This window comes from Cupriavidus gilardii, from assembly GCF_013347325.1.
Taxonomy (GTDB): Bacteria; Pseudomonadota; Gammaproteobacteria; order Burkholderiales; family Burkholderiaceae; genus Cupriavidus; species Cupriavidus gilardii.
Genome location: NZ_CP054626.1, coordinates 1,675,366 through 1,691,288, shown reverse-complemented (window position 1 = coordinate 1,691,288; position 15,923 = coordinate 1,675,366). Strand labels below are relative to the sequence as shown.

Below are 15,923 nucleotides of genomic sequence, written 5' to 3'. Positions count from 1 at the left end.
CCATTTTCTGCGGGCTGACATGGCGACTCTTTCCTTCGACCGTTTGCTGCAACCTGTTTCGGGCGACGACCCTTGCGGCGAGGATCTGTTGTTCTCGGCCGAATTCGACCGCATTCAGGAGGCGCGCCGTTTCGACGATCCTTCGCTGGATCAAGGCGAGTGGGTGACCGAGTTGAAGGAGGCGGACTGGCGCCAGGTGGTCGACCTGTCGACGCGGCTGCTGTCCGAGCGGACCAAGGATCTGCGGCTGGCGGTGTGGCTGACCGAGGCGCTGGCCAAGACAAGAGGGTTTGCGGGTTTGCGCGACGGTTATACGGTGACGGCGCAGCTGTGCGAGTCGTTCTGGAGCGGCCTGCATCCGCGTGCCGACGAGGAAGACCTTGAATATCGCACCGGCAGCGTGGCGTGGCTAGCCACGCGCTCGCGCCAGCTGATCCGCGAGATTGCGCTGGTCGAAGAGGCCGCCGGCGGCTATGGCTATGTCGATTGGGAGGTCGCGACCGCGCTGACCGAGGCGATCCGCCGCGATCCGGACCACGCCGACGAACTGTCCGAGGGCAAGGTCACGCAGGAAGCGTTCGAGGCCGCGCGCAAGGCGACGCCGGCCGAATTCCATGTCGCGCTGCTGCAGGACGTCGTGTCGTGCCAGCAGGCGCTGGCAAGGCTCAGCGATGTGTTGGACGTCAAGGCCGGCGAGCATGCGCCGAGCTTCCGGCAGGCGCGCGAGGCGCTGGAAGCGGTGCGGGCGCTGGTCGAGCGCTTTGTCGGCAAGCCCGCCGCACCCGCCACTGTCGCCGGCGACGCGCAGCAGGCAGCTGCGCCGACGGCCGTCGGCCGTGTCGAAGCGCCGGCAGCGGTCGGGCAGGGTGCCGCCGCGGCCGGCGGTCCGATCCGCACGCGTCAGCAGGCCCTGGCGCAACTGCGCGAAGTCGCCGATTTCTTCCGCCGTACCGAGCCGCACAGCCCGGTCGCCTATCTCGCCGCGCGCGCCGCCAAGTGGGGCGAGATGCCGCTGCACGCGTGGCTGCGCACCGTCGTGAAGGACGATGCGACGTTGTCGCAGATCGAGGAGTTGCTGGGCGTGATGCCGGACGCGGAGAGCGATTCCAGCAGCTGAGTCAGCCCGCCGCGCAGCCAACAACCTGTCGTCCCCGCGCAGGCGGGGACCCAGCGACCTGCACGGCTGCCAGCAATGGATCAAGCCACTGGGTCCCCGCCTGCGTGGGGACGACAAGCAAATCGTCGATCAACGCCTTACTGGCTCGCCCTGAACTCGATGCGCCGATTGCGCGCCCGGTTCTCTTCCTTGTCGTTCGGTGCGATCGGCTGATCCGGTCCCACGCCGACCGCAGACAGCACCGACGGCTCGATGCCCTTGCCGGCCAGATAGCTCTTGACCGTCTCCGCGCGCGATTGCGACAGCGCCAGATTGAGCGCGCGGCTGCCCGAATTGTCGGTGTGGCCGACGATCTCGATCTTGCGTCCCGACAGCTTTGGCAGCACCGCCGCCATCTCGTCGAGAATGACGCGGCCCTTCGGCGTCAGCGTGGCGCTGCCGGTCTCGAATTCGATGATCCGGTTCGCCAGCGTACGGTCCAGCAGATCCTGGCCCGAGGCCGGCACGCGCAGACCGTTCTTGATCGTGTAGTTCTGCCCCAGTCCGCTGGACATCATCGTGGCAAGCTGTTGCCGTTGCCCCTCGTCGGCGACGTCGCCATAGAGCGCGATCTGCGTGCCGTCGATGCTCAGCTGGCCCCGCTTGACCTGCTTGATCTGCGGCGACAGCACCTTCTGCACGTTCGCGGTCCAGTTCGGCGGCGACACCACGCCGCCCACCTCGATCTGGTCGACCACATTGGCCGCGCCATACAGCTCGCGCAGCCGTGCGAGCACCTCGGCCTTGGTCGCCTCGTCCGGCACCGCGCCGCCGGCCACCACGCGGCCCGCCGCCGCCTCCGCGCCGGCAGACGTCTGGGCGGAGGCGGGCGCCGCCAGCAGCCAGGTCAGGGCCGTCGCCAGCGCAACAGCGCGGCAGGCCGGGAAAACCGAACGCATGATCATTCTCCGATGAAGACTTCGCGGAAGGTGTCGAGCGCCGCGCGCAGCGACAGCTGCGGCTGCTCGAGATAGCTGGCCAGCTTGGCCACGCCGTAGCGCGAGCCGGCATGCTGGTCCACCCACTGCGGGTCGTCGATGTCGATATTGACTTCGCCGTACGCCAGCGGCGACATGATGCCGTGCAGCGTGCGCGACGAGGCACCGTTGAAGCCGATCACCAGGCGTTCGCTGCGGCCGCCTTGTCTTGCACCCTCGTTACCCACGCGGCCCAGGAACAGCGACAGCTCGAAGTCCCCGCGCTTCAGGAAGCCCGACACCAGGTCGAGCCAGAAGCTGGCGACCAGGCTGCGATAGACCGGATCGGACGGCAACGGCAGCGTCAAGCCTTTGTCCAGCCGCGAGGTGCCGGCACTCATCACCGGTTCGAGCAGGATGCCGAGCGCGACCAGCGTGCGGCGCAGGCACAGCGTCTGCCCGTCGGCGCGCAGCATCTGCTCCAGGCCAGCTACCGTCTGGAATTCGATGAAGTCCTTGAAGCTGGCATCGTAGGCCTGCGCGCCCGCGCCGATCTCGACCGCGAACTGGGTCTGCGCCAGATTGCGCAGCCCTTCGGCCGGATCGGCGGCGGAAACCAGTTCCTGCATCTGCTGGCTGGCGCGCGTCCACAGCCGGGTCAGCGCCAGCGGGCTGCGCGCGATGAACGGCAGCGGCTGGTCGATCTCCAGCGCGGCGGCGGCGAGGAAGGGGAAGCGGCGCGACGACTGATCGTTGCTGGCCATCACCGTGCCGGCGATCGCCAGCCGGCTCTGCGAACCGAGGAAGGCGAACTGGACCGGCTGCCACGCGTCGTAGACGGTCTTCCAGCCCGGATCCTCGGCCAGCATCTCCATCGCCTGCGACAGCCAGCGATCGAGCGTATCGAGCAGCTGGGTCTGGTTCGGGCTCTTGACGAAATCCCCGCTCGACGGAAGCTTGCCGAAGTACGCGAGCTGCAATTGCGCTGCCTGGCTCATTGCGCACCTCCTGCACGCACGGTGGCGCCGGATTGCACGACGGGCGCGCCGGATTGCGCAACCGGTGCCGATGCGGCGGGCTGTGCCGCCTCGGTCGTGCTGACAGGCGCCGACGCGTCCGCAATCGCCGGCGGCAGCTTCAGGCCGCGCAGACCCTGTCCCTGCGGCGAGTCCGCGGCGGCCGTGGTGGTCTGCGGGCTGCTGACGATGCGCAGCGCCACCGCGACCGTGGTGCCGCCCTGCGTCCACGACAGTTCGAACGCCCCATCCGGACGACGCTTGCGCGAGGCTGTGGCGATCAGCCGTTCCAGGCCGAAGCGGCCAGGTTCGCTGAGCACCTCGACGGTACGGCCATCGAAGGTCGTCGCGGTAATGCGCGCGCCCGGCGTGCCCTGCGGATTGGGCCAGACGAAGTTGGTCCACTGCGGCGGCGTATTGCGATAGCGCAGCTGCTGGCCGTCGATCTCGATCGTGTACTCGGTGGTGCCGGCCGCCGGCGACGGCAGGATCTGGAACACCGTCTGCGGGGCCGCAGCGGCGGCACCGCCGGCCCCGGCCGCCGCGCCGCCGGTCAGCGGCGCGATCCAGCGTGTGAAGTTGGTGGTGAACTCCGGCGCGAAGGTCACGCCCAGGTCGCCCCAGGTCCGCGCGGCGATCATGTCGCCACGGCGCACCGACAGCGGGCCGATGGTGGTGCCGGCGAACTTGGCGATGGCGCCGTCCGGACCGAACACCTGGCCGATCTCAGCCGCGCTGGCCTCGATCTTGGCGTCCGACGCGAACGGGTACTTGGTCGCCAGCGTCTGCATGAACGGCTGGTAGACCTGCGCGTTCCACACCTTGTTGATTTCCACGCTGGCAGGGCGGATCGTCACCGCATACGACTGCAGCAGCGGCCGCACCAGCAGCGGACGCAGCGTCTGGCGCTGGCTGTCGGTCATGCCGGTCAGCATCTGCTCGTCGACATACTTGAGCGCATCGGCCAGCTCGGAGCCGTTGCCGTCCAGCGTCTGCTGCATCAGCTGGCGTGCGCCGGGGCCGGGATCGCCCTGGTTCTTGATGGTGTTGAAGCGCGTGCGGACCTTCGACAGCGTCTCCATATAGCCGCGCAGCAGCGAATTGTTGTCGCGCATCACGGCGATCTTGGCCAGGCCCGAGAACTCCTTGCCGACCGGCCCCATCGGGATGTTGCCGGCTTCGGACGAGGAGGCGAGGCTCGCGCTGTCGACATTGACGCTGACGCCCGACGGCGTGCCGCGCGAGACCCAGCGCTTGAACCATTCGATCACGCCGGTCTTGGCCTGCTTCAGGCCCGCGTTGACGATCGACGGGTTATCCCACGAGGTCTGCTCGTAGGCGGCGTCGAACAGCTTGCGGATCGGCGAATTGACCGGATCGCCGAGCAGGTTCATCGCGGTGACGGCCTGATCGAAGCTCTTGAATTCCTGTACCGCGACGCCCTGCATGAAGCGTTGCCACTCCTTCGCGTATTCGTTCTTGTACATCGACACCAGCGTCTTCTGGATCTGCTCGGGGCTTCCCTCAAGCGTCAGGTCGTCGCGGGCGGCGACGTTCAGCACCCAGTCCTTGCTTTGCAGCTCCTTGCTGGCCGCCTCGCGGATGGCCGGCTGCACGTATTGCAGCCAGGCTTCCCGCGTGAAGGTGCCGGGCACCGCGTAGCTGCCGGTGACCACCGTCGCGCCGGCGTCGCCGACGATGCGGGCCACGGTCATCGGCGCGAAGCGCGTCGCCGCGCGTGCCTTGATCTCGGCGTAGGCACGCTCGCGCGCCGGCATGCCGCGCACCACGCGGCGCAGGTTCTCGCGGGTCTGGTCGATCAGCGACAGATTGCTTTCGAGCAGCGGCCAGTTGTCGTCGTTGACGCGGGCCAGGTAGAACGAGATGTTGCGCTCGGCCGCGCGGATCAGCTGCTCGCGCGGCATGTTGTCGCGGTTCTCCTCGAGCCAGCCGCGCCAGAAGCGCGTGACCTGGTCGGTCAGATGCGCGACCTCGACATGGCGCTTGTCCGCCAGCATCAGATAGGTCTTCAGCGCGTTGTAGGCGTCCTCGACATTGGTCGGCGAGGCGTCGGCATAGCGCTTCGCGTTCGGCGACTCGGTATTGAGCGCGGCCGTCATGTCGGCCGCGGAAGGCGCCGCCGCAGCGGTGGCGGTGGCAGTGGGGGCGGCGGGATTGACGGCGGCCGCACTGGCGGCTGCGGTCGTACCGGCTTGCGCGGCAGCCGGCACCACGGCGCCATTGGCCGCCGGCGCCCGCACGTTCTGTGCGAGCTGGTCCGGATGCGCGTTGACTTCGGCGAGGAAGCGTTCGATCGACGTGCCGACCGGCTTCAGCATGACCTGGCGCAGGCCGTTGTAATACTCGTCGAGCAGCTTGTGCTGCAGCGTATCGCCCTGATAGAGGCCCAGCGACAGCGCGATCGGATGGTCGGCGCGGAAGCGCTCCAGCTGCTCGATGCGGTCCTGCAGGATATCCAGCGCCTCCAGCCGCGATTGCAGGTCGATGCGGTTCTGCTGCAGCTTGACGATCTTGTCGAGGTCGGCCTGCACATTGGCGGTCAGCTGGCGGTTGCCGATGAACGACCAGGTCCAGCCGCCCAGCAGCAGGCCCAGCGCCAGCACCAGCCCGAAGAACGTGACGAAGCGCATCCGCGTCTTGGCCGGGCTGGAGAACTGGCGGACCGTCTTGCGGTCGGCGAACACCACCTTGGAGAACAGGTCGCGCAGGAAGAAGCCGTTCTTGGAGAACACCTCGCGGCTATGGGCGGCGCTGTCGAGCTTCAGGCCAAAGCGGCGGGCAATCCGTTCGGCCGAGGCGCTGGTAGTGCTCGCCTCCTGCACCGCGCTGGTGAAATAGAAGCCGCGGAACACCGGCTTGTACTGGAACGGGTTCTCGTCGAACAGCGTCACCAGGAAGGCGCGCAGCGCCGGCTTGATCGACGCGAACTCGAGCGGGAAGCTCAGCAGCCCCGGCGACAGCTTGCCGTTGCGGTGCTGCGCGATCTGCGCCACGCTGATTTCCTTCAGCCCGTCGTACAGCTCGTCGAAACGCTCGTCGAACATCGCGGCGGCATCGCGCTTTTCGCCCGGCTCGAAGGGCAGGGTAGCGCCCCAGACGCGGTCGCGCTCGTGCTTGTCGCTGTCGCCAAAGAACTCGGTGAAGCCGGTGATCAGATCCGCCTTGGTGAACATCACGTAGACCGGCGCGAACACCTCCAGCCGCTCGGTCAGTTCCTGCACGCGCTGGCGCAGGTTCTTGGCCAGCTGGATCGCGAACTCGGGACGGTTCTGCGTCAGCTCCGGAATGCTGACGGTGACCACGATGCCGTTGATCGGCGCGCGCGGACGGTAGCGCTTGAGCAGGTCCAGGAAGCCCAGCCATTCCTTGCGGTCTTCCTCGTGCACCGAATAGCGGCCCGCGGTATCGAGCAGGATGCCCTCGGTGGTGAAGAACCAGTCGCAATTACGCGTGCCGCCGATGCCGTGGATGATCGCGTTGTTCTTGTCGGCGAACGGGAACTGCAGGCCCGAGTTCAGCACCGCGGTGCTCTTGCCCGCGGCGGGGTTGCCGATCACGATGTACCAGGGCAGCTCGTACAGCGCCTCGTTGCCCGACAGCTGGCCGAGCTTGGACGTCTTGATGGTCTTGACCGCATCGACCAGCCGCGTGCGCAGCGCCTCGACCTCGCCGCGCTTTTCCTGCGGCGCTTCCTGGGCCGCCGCATTGGCCTGCTGTTCCAGCAGTGCGCCGAGCTTGCCGCTGGCTTGCCGTGCGCGATAGTGACGCCATGCGAAGGCGATCAGCCACGCGACCACCAGCAGGCCGAGCACGATGCCGACCCAGGTCAGCCCCACCTCGAAGGTATCGGCCGCCAGCAGCAGGAAGAGCGTCAGCGCGACGACGCCTATCACGGACAGCGTGCGCGTGTTGGTTAGGAAACTGAGGAATCGATGCATGGTGGCCTGCGGTTTGCGAATGCGTGTGCTGGTTCTTGTGCTTGGGCTTGATGCGAGCTCGTGCGTGTTCTGGCTTGGGGCGGATGGCCGCTAGGTGGTGGCCGGCGGCAATACCGCGATCGCGCCGCGCTGCTGCGGATCGGCCGCGGTCAGTGCGAGTGCCGGGCCGCCGCGCTCGGCGCACTGCTGATGCGCCAGCACGATCGCCAGCAGCGCGCCGGCATTGCCGGTGTGTCCACAGGCGGTGCCGACCGCCAGCAGGTCCGCGCTGACGTCGAGTTCGCCAAAGCGTTCGGAGAACACCCGCGCCAGTTCGACGGTGCGGACCGGATGCGGGCTGATGTCTGCGGTGACCACAACCGGTTGGGGCGCCGGCGCAGGTTCGGCGGCCGGTTCTGCCTGGTCGTCGTCTTTCGTCTTCGCGTCGCCAGCCGGCTCGGCCAGCAGCGCCACGGTCTGCGCAATGGCCTGATCGAGCGCCGCGGTGCGCGGCTGGCCCTTGTCGGGCGTCGGCGCATCGAGCCGCGTCAGCGTGGCGCGACCGATCGACGCCGGCGGCGCGTCCTGCGCGAGCATCGCGGCCAGCGGTCCCTGCGGCGGATACAGCAGGATGCCCGCCGCCGCCTCGGAGGGCGCGACGCCGTGCTCGCATTGGGCGCTGAACAGCCGGTTGGTTGCGCGCAGCCGGTCGATCGCTTCGGCACCGATATGCGAATCCGCCGCGATCACGCCGCGCAGTTCGTGCGTCGGTTCGCGATGCAGCGCAAGGATTGCGCGATCGACCTGGACCATCGCATCGCCGTCGCCCTTGGCGGTCAGCGTCTCCATCGAGATCCGTTCGACCGGCCACAGCCCGGTCAGGCGGCCGCGCACATATTGGCCGGCGGCCGCCGCCATCGGCGCCTGCCAGCGCTCCGGCAGCAGCAGCGTCAGCACCAGCCGCGGGGGCTCTTCGGCCTGCGGCGCCGTGGTTGTCTCATCGGCGGCAGGGAAATACAGGCCGGGATATTGCTCCAGCACCTGCGCCACCAGCCGCTCGGCCACATCGCTGGCCAGCGCGACGGTGCGCACGGCCTCGTCATTCCACGGCAGCTCGGCGAAGGCCTGCTCCAGCGCCTCGCGCGTGCCATCGACATCGATGTCCTCGGCAGGCGCGGCGAAGATCGGCATGCCATCGCCCAGCACGTCGACGACGTCCGGCCGCTGCTGCTCGGCGGTGGCTGCGGCGGTGGCGGCCGTGTCGCCGCCCTTGGCGGTATGCAGGGCAGCGCCCAACACCAGCGCGCGCCAACCGCGGGTGGGGTCGTCGTCGGGCACGGCGCCGTCGGCCGAGTCCCCGCCGTCTTGCGCGGCGGCCGCCGGCGTGCTGACCGCGGCCGCGACATTGCGGCGAATGCCGTCCAGCGCGCGGCGGATGACCAGATAGCCGGCAACCATGCCGGCCGGCAGCAGGAGCAGATGGGTGACGATATCGGTCGTGGTCGGCATCCGATGGATCGATTGCCACCACAGGATCGTCGCGGTCCAGACCAGCGCGAAGACGGCGAACAGGATCAGGCCGGAACGGAACAGGCGTGCGAGCATGGTGTCGGGGAGGGTCGGCACAGGAAGCGCAGCAGCGGAAGGGCGCGCTCGGCTTACGCGCTGCCGGTGACTCCCTGGCTGGACAGCAGCGTCGCGCCGCATGCCGTCTTGTCGCCGTGGCGGGCAGCGGCGCGGCCATCGATGATCACGGTCGAATCGCCGGTGACGATGGTGGTTTCGCCATGACCGGACTTCGGGCAGGTCACGCGATCGCCGACGCAGGCGATGCCCTTGCCGTTGGTCGACGTGGTGCCCGAGGCGCTGATCACGACGCCGCCGTGGTCGGTCTTGTCACCCAATACGATAAATGGCCGTGTCATTGTTGTTCTCTCGACTGAGAAGGGCGATCCCGCCACCAGCTACCGATTCGCGGCCTGCTTTCGCTGGCCGCCGTTGCGTGCGCCATGCCCCCGCACATCGCACGCTAGCCGGGCTTCTTGCCGAGCACGCCGGGCCGGCGCAACTCGACGTGCCCAAGATCCATCATCTTCCAGCGCCCGCCCCAGGTCAGCCCCGCGGACTCGGCGATTTGCCCATACAACTCGTATCCGCGCATTGCCCACGGATCCTTTTCGCTGATCACCAGCTTGCCGTCGCGATAGAAGGCGCTGTCCGCGGCCAGGCCGAACTGATGGTAACTGTGATAGGCGCCCGCCTTTGTGACATGCATGCCCATCGCGGCCAGCCTGGCCTGGCGCTCCGGACTGCGATAGCCCTCCAGCAGCGCCATTTCATAGCCATGCTCGTCGCGCATGATCTTGTAGACCAGCAGCAGGCGCTGACGGAAATCGGCGTCGAGCAGATCCCAATTGCGGCTGGCTTCGCGAATGGTCGGGCGAATCCGTTCGACTTCCTGCGTGGTGAATACCTCGGGCGGCAATGGCGCCGGCGGAACCAGGCGTTCGCCATTCAATAAAGCGGAAATCTTCTGGTCCGGCTCGCGCAGCGCGTCATCGTACTCGAACAGCAGTTTCGGTCGCAAGGCGAGGGCAACGATCGGCGGGGTCGCGACAACGCCCGCCGCGCACAGCAGAAAGACCTTTCGGCGCGCAACGAAGGCGCGCAATGCTTCCATCGAATCGGCTGCCTGGGAAGCCGACGTTCGTAGGGTTCCGGCCGAGCGCTGGCTTGCCGCGCTGGCATGGATACTGAGCCGCTGCCATTGCGTGCGCGCGGCCAGCAGCACGCGCTCGCGCACGTCCGGCAGCAGCAGAATGGCCGCAATCGCGACCATCAGCGCGAAATACAGGAACAGCGTAATAAAGATCATCCGCTCAGTGCGCGTACCGCGCGCCGTCCAAACCGTCCATGGCAACGGCTTCAATAGTTACATTTTGTGACATTTTATTTGGCTCGATTCCAGGCTGACATTCGGCTGCAAAAAAATCGCCGTCTGCGAGTTGTGACGGCGCCGTTCACATATTTGCATTTTTGTTGCGGCCAGCTATAAAATCTGCGCGCTTCGTCCGCATCGGCAGCTCGCGCCACCTCGTCGAATTTCTGCTCGGGCCTTGTCTTCGAGTTATGTTGCCGATCGCTTAACTCAATTCCATCCCTGCGCTGCCCGACGCGCATTTTATTGCAATTCGAGAGCCAAAAGATGAGCCACGGCGACGACTTCAAAGGAAATGGACCACCGTCGCTGTTCGGCTCGGGCAATGCCGACAGCCAGGGACCCGATACGCGCATCCTGGCCAGCCTCGAAGGGCGGGTCGCCAGTCACGCTCCTGTCAAGAAGAAGACTCCTGATATCAAGCGCCACGGCGTGTTCGCCACGCTGGCGCTGTTGCTGGTCGGCGCGGGTGCGGTGGCCTTCTGGCTGGGCAAGGGCAACGACGTCGAGGCCCCAACGGTGGCCACCGTCATGCCGGCTGAAAGCACGAGTTCCGCCGCCAGCGCGGCCCCGGCCGCCGACATGCAGGCCGCCGCGGCAGGCGCGGCCGCTTCCGTCGAAGCGCCGGCCAGCTCCGCTACCATCGTCGATGTCAGCCCCGAGCGTGATGCTGATGACGATGCGCTCGACAATCTCGGCAAGATGCCATCCGGCGATCTGGCCGCTGCCGGCCTCGGTGCCGCGGCACTGGCCGGCGGTACCGCGCTGGCAGCAAATGCGGCGCCAGATCATGACAACAGCGCTGCGGACCGTCACGCCAAATCGACGACGGTCGCCGCCAAGGAATCGAATAAAAAAACGCTAAACCAAGAAGTAAATAAAACGAAGATCACTGCATCGAATCAGGCCGCGACAAAACGGCAACATTCGAATACGGCCACCAAGGTTGCTTCGCGTTCCAATTCGAACCCTACGACTGTAGGGAAGACGAAAACCGAGCGCTCGCGTATTGCCTCCAACAATACGCGCCGAGTTTCAAAAAAGACGGGCGCCAATAGCGGCAATGATCGCGATGCCGAATTGCTGGCGGCATTGCTGGCCCCCACGCCCGAAGAGAAAACCACGACCGCGTCGCGGACGCGCAAAAGCGGCACCGCCCAGCGTTCGCAGTAATGACGGCCGAGAGGCAAGGGTGCTGACAGAGCAGATGGCCGCGGCATCGACGCGGCCATTGCCGTTGTCGGGCAACTGATCGGCGAGCTTGCCGATCGCTGCGACATCCGCTGTGATATCCCCTGCGACACCCGCTGCGACACCGAACCGCCATGGACCACACCACCCTGATTCAGACTCTGTTTTCCCCGGCGCGGCGGCTGTTCCAGCTTGAAGGCGAGGGGGCCGTCGGCGAACTGGCCGTCGAGGCCTGGCTCGGCCGCGAGGCACTGTCGGAGTTGAGCGAAACGCGCATCGTCGCGGTCAGCGCCAATGCGCGATTGCCTCTGAAGTCCCTGCTCGGTGCGAAGGTCACGCTGTGGACCACGCTGGCCGATGGCGAGCGCATTCGCCGCAGCGGCCTGGTGCGCAAGGCCGAGAAGCTGGGCGCCGACGGCAGCCTGGCGCGCTATCGGCTGACCGTGGTGCCGTGGCTGTGGCTCGCCACGCAGCAGCGGCATAGCCAGGTATTCCAGAACCGCACGCTGGCCGATATCGCCGAACAGATCCTGTCGCCGTACGCGCCACATGCGGTGTGGCGCTATACGGCGGGCGCGCAGCAGCGCATCGACACGCTGGGTCCGCGCGAACACGTCAGCCAATACCGCGAGACCGATTACGCGTTCCTGTCGCGGCTGCTGGCCGAGGCAGGATTGGGCTTTGCCTTCGTCGACGACGAGCAGGCGCCGTCGGGGCATGCGATGACGATCTTCGCGGACAGCCCGCAATTGCCCGAGGGGCAATCGTCTTCGGTCCGCTATCACCGCGCGCACAGCCAGGAAGAAGCCGACGCCGTGCAGCAGCTCGCTTGCCATAGCCGCGTGACCGTGCCCGGCGTCGCGGTGGTGGCGTGGGATGGCAACGGCAAGCGCACGCTGCGCGGCCATGCGCCGGCCAAGCTCGGCGGCGGCGCGCAATGCCCGGAGCCCTATCTGTCGGTCAGTCGGTGGTCAGCGATGCCGCCGGCGCGCAGCGGCTGGCCGAGCAGTTGATGGAGAGCATCGAGGCACGCGCGCAGCTGTTCGCCGGGCAGGGGACCGTGCGCACCTTCGTCAGCGGCACCCGTGTGGCGGTCTCCGATTGTCCGCATCTGCCCAAACAGGAAGATGCCGAGGCCGCCTATCCGTTGCTGCTCGATATCGTCGAGCACTGCGGCCTGAACAACCTCGCGGCGGAGACGCGCGCCGCGTTGGGCCAGCGGCTGGGCCCGCTCGAGGCCGCGCTGTGCTTCGATACGCCGCCCAGCGCGCCGGAGAATGGGCCGATGACGATGGGCTTCCTGGCGCTTGGCGATGCGGTGGAGCGCAGCGTGCCAACCGCGTCGCTGCGCCAGTCGGCCGAGCAATACGGCTACGCCAATCTGTTCCGCGCCTGCGATGCGCGCCGTCCGTGGCGCCCGCGCGTGGTCGATGGCAATGGCGCAAGACTGTTCGCCGCCCCCACTGCGCTCGGCGTGCAGACCGCGACCGTGGTCGGACCGCAAGGCGAGACGCAGCCGAGCGGCGATGCCGAACACCACGTCAGCCCGCGCGGGGAGATTCGGGTTCGCTTCCCGTGGCAGAAGGGCGAGCGCGAGGATGACCGCAGCACGCGCTGGGTCCGCGTGGCGCAGCGCCAAGCCGGTGCCGGCATGGGCTGGCAATGGCTGCCGCGGATCGGCCAGGAGGTGCTGGTCAAGTTCGCCGACGACGATATCGATCAACCGATCGTGATCGGCGCGCTGTACAACGGGCAGGGCGAGGGCGGTATTGCACCGACGCCGGGCGGCAAGCAGGCCGCTGCCGCCGATGCCTCGGTGTATCAGCAAGGCAGCGACACCGCGCCAAGTGCGCAGGCCAATGTCGCCGGCGGCCATGCTCCCGCCTGGCACGGCATGAGCGCTGATCAGGAAGGACACCGCAACGCCGCCGCACTGAGCGGCTTCAAGAGCCGCGAGCACGGTGGCGACGGCGCCAACCAGCTGGTGTTCGACGACAGCGACAACCAACTGCGCACGCAACTGGCCACGACGGTCCAGCACAGCCAACTCAACCTCGGCCAGCCTGCTCGACGAGATCGTCGAGCAGAGCCGTGTCGCCAAGTCCGACGCCGAACACGCGCGTGCCAAGGACATCATCGGCGAGCTGGTCAAGGAAGTGCTGGACGGCACCGTGGTGGTGTCGGACAACCTGTCTGCGACGCTCGATGCCCGCGTGGCCGACCTGGACCGCCTGATCTCGGCGCAGTTGAGCGCCGTGATGCACGCGCCGGAATTCCAGAAGCTGGAAAGCACCTGGCGCGGCATGTCGTACCTGGTCAAGGAAACGCAGACCGGCACGATGATCAAGATCAAGGCGCTGAATGCAACCAAGCGCGACCTGGTGCGCGACTTCAAGACCGCGATCGATTTCGACCAGAGCGCGCTGTTCAAGAAGGTCTACGAAGAAGAGTTCGGCACCTTCGGCGGCGCACCGTTCGGCGCGCTGATCGGCGACTATGAAATCACGCGCCAGCCGGAAGACATCTCTATTTCATCGAACAGATGTCGCACGTCGCCTCGGCCGCGCACGCACCGTTCATCGCCTCGGCCTCGCCGGAGCTGTTCGGGCTGGAGTCGTTCGCCGACCTGGGCAAGCCGCGTGACCTGGCCAAGGTGTTCGACACGGTCGAATACGCCAAGTGGAAGTCGTTCCGCGAGTCCGAGGATTCGCGTTATGTCGGCCTGACGATGCCGCGCTTCCTCGGCCGTCTGCCGTACAACCCGAAGGACGGCACCACGGTCGAGGGCTTCAACTTCGTCGAGGACGTCGACGGCACCGACCACAGCAAGTACTTGTGGTGCAACGCCGCCTGGGCCTTCGGCGCGCGCCTGACCGCGGCGTTCGAGGACTTCGGCTGGTGCGCGGCGATCCGCGGCGTCGAGGGCGGCGGCCTGGTGGAAGACCTGCCGACCCACACCTTCAAGACCGACGACGGCGAGATCGCGCTCAAGTGCCCGACCGAGATCGCGATCACCGACCGCCGCGAGAAGGAGCTCAGCGACCTGGGCTTCATCCCGCTGGTCCATTGCAAGAATTCCGACTACGCGGCCTTCTTCGCCGCGCAATCGGTGCAGAAGCCGAAGAAGTACAACACCGACAGCGCCAATGCCAACGCGGTGCTGTCGGCCCAGCTGCAATACATCTTCTCGGTCTCGCGCGTCGCTCATTACCTGAAGGCGATGATGCGCGACAAGATCGGCAGCTTTGCTTCGGCCCAGAACGTTGAAAGCTTCCTGAACCGCTGGATCTCGCAATACGTTCTGCTGGACGACAACGCCAGCCAGGAGCAGAAGGCGCAGTTCCCGCTGCGCGAGGCGTCGATCCAGGTTTCCGAAATCCCGGGCAAGCCCGGCGCTTACCGTTCGGTAGCCTTCCTGCGTCCGCATTTCCAACTCGACGAGCTGTCGATTTCGCTGCGCCTGGTCGCCGACCTGCCGCAGGCCGCCAACTCGTAACCGGTTGCCGTCGGACACCGGCGCCATGCCGGCGTCCGACGGTCGAGGCAGCAGTACTTTCTAAGGCGAAACAAAGCCACTATCTCATCGAGGGTCTCATGAAGGATATCTACGTCAAGTTCGGTAATCCCGCCATCAAGGGTGAATCCCAGGACAAGGACCACAAGGACTGGATCGAAGTCCTCAGCTGGGAGCACAACATCAAGCAGCCGCGTTCGGCGACCGCTTCGACCGCTGGCGGTCACACCGCCGAGCGCTGCGAGCACGGCGAAATGATCTTTACCAAGGACATGGACGTGGTGAGCCCGCTGCTGTATCAGCACGCGTCGGGCGGCACGACCTTCGACGAGGTCACGATCGACTTCATGCGCGCTGACGGCGAAGGCAAGCGCGTCAAGTATCTGGAAATCAAGCTGAAGAACGCGATCCTGGGCGCGGTGGATGCGAAGGTCGCGGCCGAAGGCCTGCCGACCGACAAGTTCTCGCTGAAGTACGCCGCGGTGCAGTGGAAGTACACCCAGCAGAAGATCGGCGGTAACCAGGGCGGCAACTCGCAGGGCGCCTGGAGCCTGACCAAGAACGACAAGACCTACTCGGTCTGATGCCGTTCCTTGGGGGCGATGCTGGCCGATGATCGGTTGAAGCGGATGCCGGCATCCTGGCGATTCGGCGCGGCAACGCGCGGGTTGCCGGGGTGCCGGCGCTTGCCATGAAAGGTTTCGAACCGAGTCTGCTCGACAAGCTGTTCGACGACGAGCCCCACGCGCCGTTGCCCACCGCGATGCGGCAGCTGACGCTCGAGGAGCTGAAGTCGACGGTGGCGCGCGACATCGAGGCGTTGCTCAATACGCGCATCGTGATCGACGAAGCGCAGTTGAGCGGCCTGCCGGAGTGCAAGCGTTCGCTGCTGACGTACGGGCTCAACGATTTCGCCGGGCTCAGTCTGGCCAGCTACTACGACCGCAACTACATCTGCCAGTCGCTGACCAAGGCCATCGAGCGCCACGAGCCGCGGCTGCGCAATGTCACCGTGTCGCTGGATGTCAGCGAGCGCAACACCAATGCGTTGTGCTTCGGCATCACCGCCATGCTGCTGGTGGGGCCGGCGCGGGAGCCGGTGAGCTTCGATGCGTTGCTGCAGCCGTCGACGCTGCAGTACTCGGTGACGCGGGGGCGAACCTGACAAGGCAGGCGCATGGTCCTTGACCCATGAACGGGTCATTGTCCCGATCCATGCCCGAGCCAATCCGACCCGCCACCGCCACGCACCG

At 66.8% G+C, this 15,923-nt stretch carries 10 protein-coding genes and 2 pseudogenes; 6 read left to right on the top strand and 6 right to left on the bottom strand.

All coding sequences use genetic code 11. The features are described 5' to 3' along the window. Positions 1–19: 19 nt before the first annotated feature. On the top strand, positions 20–1,117 hold the full coding sequence (gene tssA, locus FOB47_RS17960) for a type VI secretion system protein TssA (protein WP_174781741.1): 1,098 nt from the start codon (positions 20–22) through the stop codon (positions 1,115–1,117). A 137-nt stretch (positions 1,118–1,254) separates the two neighbouring features. Here the strand turns inward: tssA and FOB47_RS17955 are convergent, their stop codons facing one another. The 6 genes from FOB47_RS17955 to FOB47_RS17930 all read right to left on the bottom strand — a co-directional run bounded on the left by FOB47_RS17955 (position 1,255) and on the right by FOB47_RS17930 (position 9,902). Next, positions 1,255–2,055: an OmpA family protein gene (locus FOB47_RS17955; RefSeq protein WP_315904307.1), complete on the bottom strand. Its 801-nt coding sequence runs from the start codon at positions 2,053–2,055 to the stop codon at positions 1,255–1,257. Positions 2,056–2,057: 2 nt separating this feature from the next. After that, positions 2,058–3,071 carry a type VI secretion system-associated protein TagF gene (gene tagF, locus FOB47_RS17950; protein WP_174781739.1) on the bottom strand — a complete coding sequence of 338 codons (1,014 nt, stop codon included), beginning with the start codon at positions 3,069–3,071 and terminating at the stop codon, positions 2,058–2,060. Continuing rightward, complete coding sequence (gene tssM / locus FOB47_RS17945) at positions 3,068–7,048, bottom strand: type VI secretion system membrane subunit TssM (protein WP_174781738.1); 3,981 nt, start codon at positions 7,046–7,048, stop codon at positions 3,068–3,070. Before tssM ends, tagF begins: the two co-directional genes overlap by 4 nt. Positions 7,049–7,138: 90 nt before the next feature. Continuing rightward, the gene (locus FOB47_RS17940; RefSeq protein WP_174781737.1) at positions 7,139–8,632 is read right to left on the bottom strand and encodes a hypothetical protein; all 1,494 of its coding nucleotides are present in this window, start codon (positions 8,630–8,632) and stop codon (positions 7,139–7,141) included. A gap of 53 nt (positions 8,633–8,685) precedes the next feature. Beyond that, positions 8,686–8,952 carry a PAAR domain-containing protein gene (locus FOB47_RS17935; protein WP_006575567.1) on the bottom strand — a complete coding sequence of 89 codons (267 nt, stop codon included), beginning with the start codon at positions 8,950–8,952 and terminating at the stop codon, positions 8,686–8,688. Between the two features lie 104 nt (positions 8,953–9,056). Then, complete coding sequence (locus FOB47_RS17930) at positions 9,057–9,902, bottom strand: M15 family metallopeptidase (RefSeq protein WP_174781736.1); 846 nt, start codon at positions 9,900–9,902, stop codon at positions 9,057–9,059. A gap of 330 nt (positions 9,903–10,232) precedes the next feature. Between FOB47_RS17930 and FOB47_RS17925 the strand changes: the two genes are divergently transcribed. From FOB47_RS17925 to tssE, 5 genes and pseudogenes are all read left to right on the top strand, one after another. After that, complete coding sequence (locus FOB47_RS17925) at positions 10,233–11,138, top strand: hypothetical protein (RefSeq protein ID WP_174781735.1); 906 nt, start codon at positions 10,233–10,235, stop codon at positions 11,136–11,138. A gap of 152 nt (positions 11,139–11,290) precedes the next feature. Further along, positions 11,291–13,215 (top strand): annotated as a pseudogene (locus tag FOB47_RS17920) (type VI secretion system Vgr family protein); the annotation flags it as partial. Positions 13,216–13,219: 4 nt separating this feature from the next. Next, positions 13,220–14,652, top strand: a pseudogene (gene tssC, locus FOB47_RS17915) (type VI secretion system contractile sheath large subunit). 98 nt (positions 14,653–14,750) lie between these two features. Next, positions 14,751–15,254, top strand: coding sequence for an Hcp family type VI secretion system effector (locus tag FOB47_RS17910; RefSeq protein ID WP_006577978.1), 504 nt, complete (start codon positions 14,751–14,753; stop codon positions 15,252–15,254). A 107-nt stretch (positions 15,255–15,361) separates the two neighbouring features. Next, a complete protein-coding gene (gene tssE / locus FOB47_RS17905; RefSeq protein ID WP_023263644.1) occupies positions 15,362–15,835 on the top strand; it encodes a type VI secretion system baseplate subunit TssE in 474 nt (157 codons plus the stop codon). Positions 15,836–15,923: the final 88 nt, after the last annotated feature.

Bases quoted from the DNA above. Each gene is read 5' to 3' on its own strand.
- tagF (WP_174781739.1), bottom strand. From the start codon at position 3,071: ATGAGCCAGGCAGCGCAATTGCAGCTCGCGTACTTCGGCAAGCTTCCG.
- FOB47_RS17930 (WP_174781736.1), bottom strand. From the start codon at position 9,902: ATGATCTTTATTACGCTGTTCCTGTATTTCGCGCTGATGGTCGCGATT.
- FOB47_RS17910 (WP_006577978.1), top strand. From the start codon at position 14,751: ATGAAGGATATCTACGTCAAGTTCGGTAATCCCGCCATCAAGGGTGAA.
- FOB47_RS17955 (WP_315904307.1), bottom strand. From the start codon at position 2,055: ATGCGTTCGGTTTTCCCGGCCTGCCGCGCTGTTGCGCTGGCGACGGCC.
- tssM (WP_174781738.1), bottom strand. From the start codon at position 7,048: ATGCATCGATTCCTCAGTTTCCTAACCAACACGCGCACGCTGTCCGTG.
- FOB47_RS17940 (WP_174781737.1), bottom strand. From the start codon at position 8,632: ATGCTCGCACGCCTGTTCCGTTCCGGCCTGATCCTGTTCGCCGTCTTC.
- tssE (WP_023263644.1), top strand. From the start codon at position 15,362: ATGAAAGGTTTCGAACCGAGTCTGCTCGACAAGCTGTTCGACGACGAG.
- tssA (WP_174781741.1), top strand. From the start codon at position 20: ATGGCGACTCTTTCCTTCGACCGTTTGCTGCAACCTGTTTCGGGCGAC.
- FOB47_RS17935 (WP_006575567.1), bottom strand. From the start codon at position 8,952: ATGACACGGCCATTTATCGTATTGGGTGACAAGACCGACCACGGCGGC.
- FOB47_RS17925 (WP_174781735.1), top strand. From the start codon at position 10,233: ATGAGCCACGGCGACGACTTCAAAGGAAATGGACCACCGTCGCTGTTC.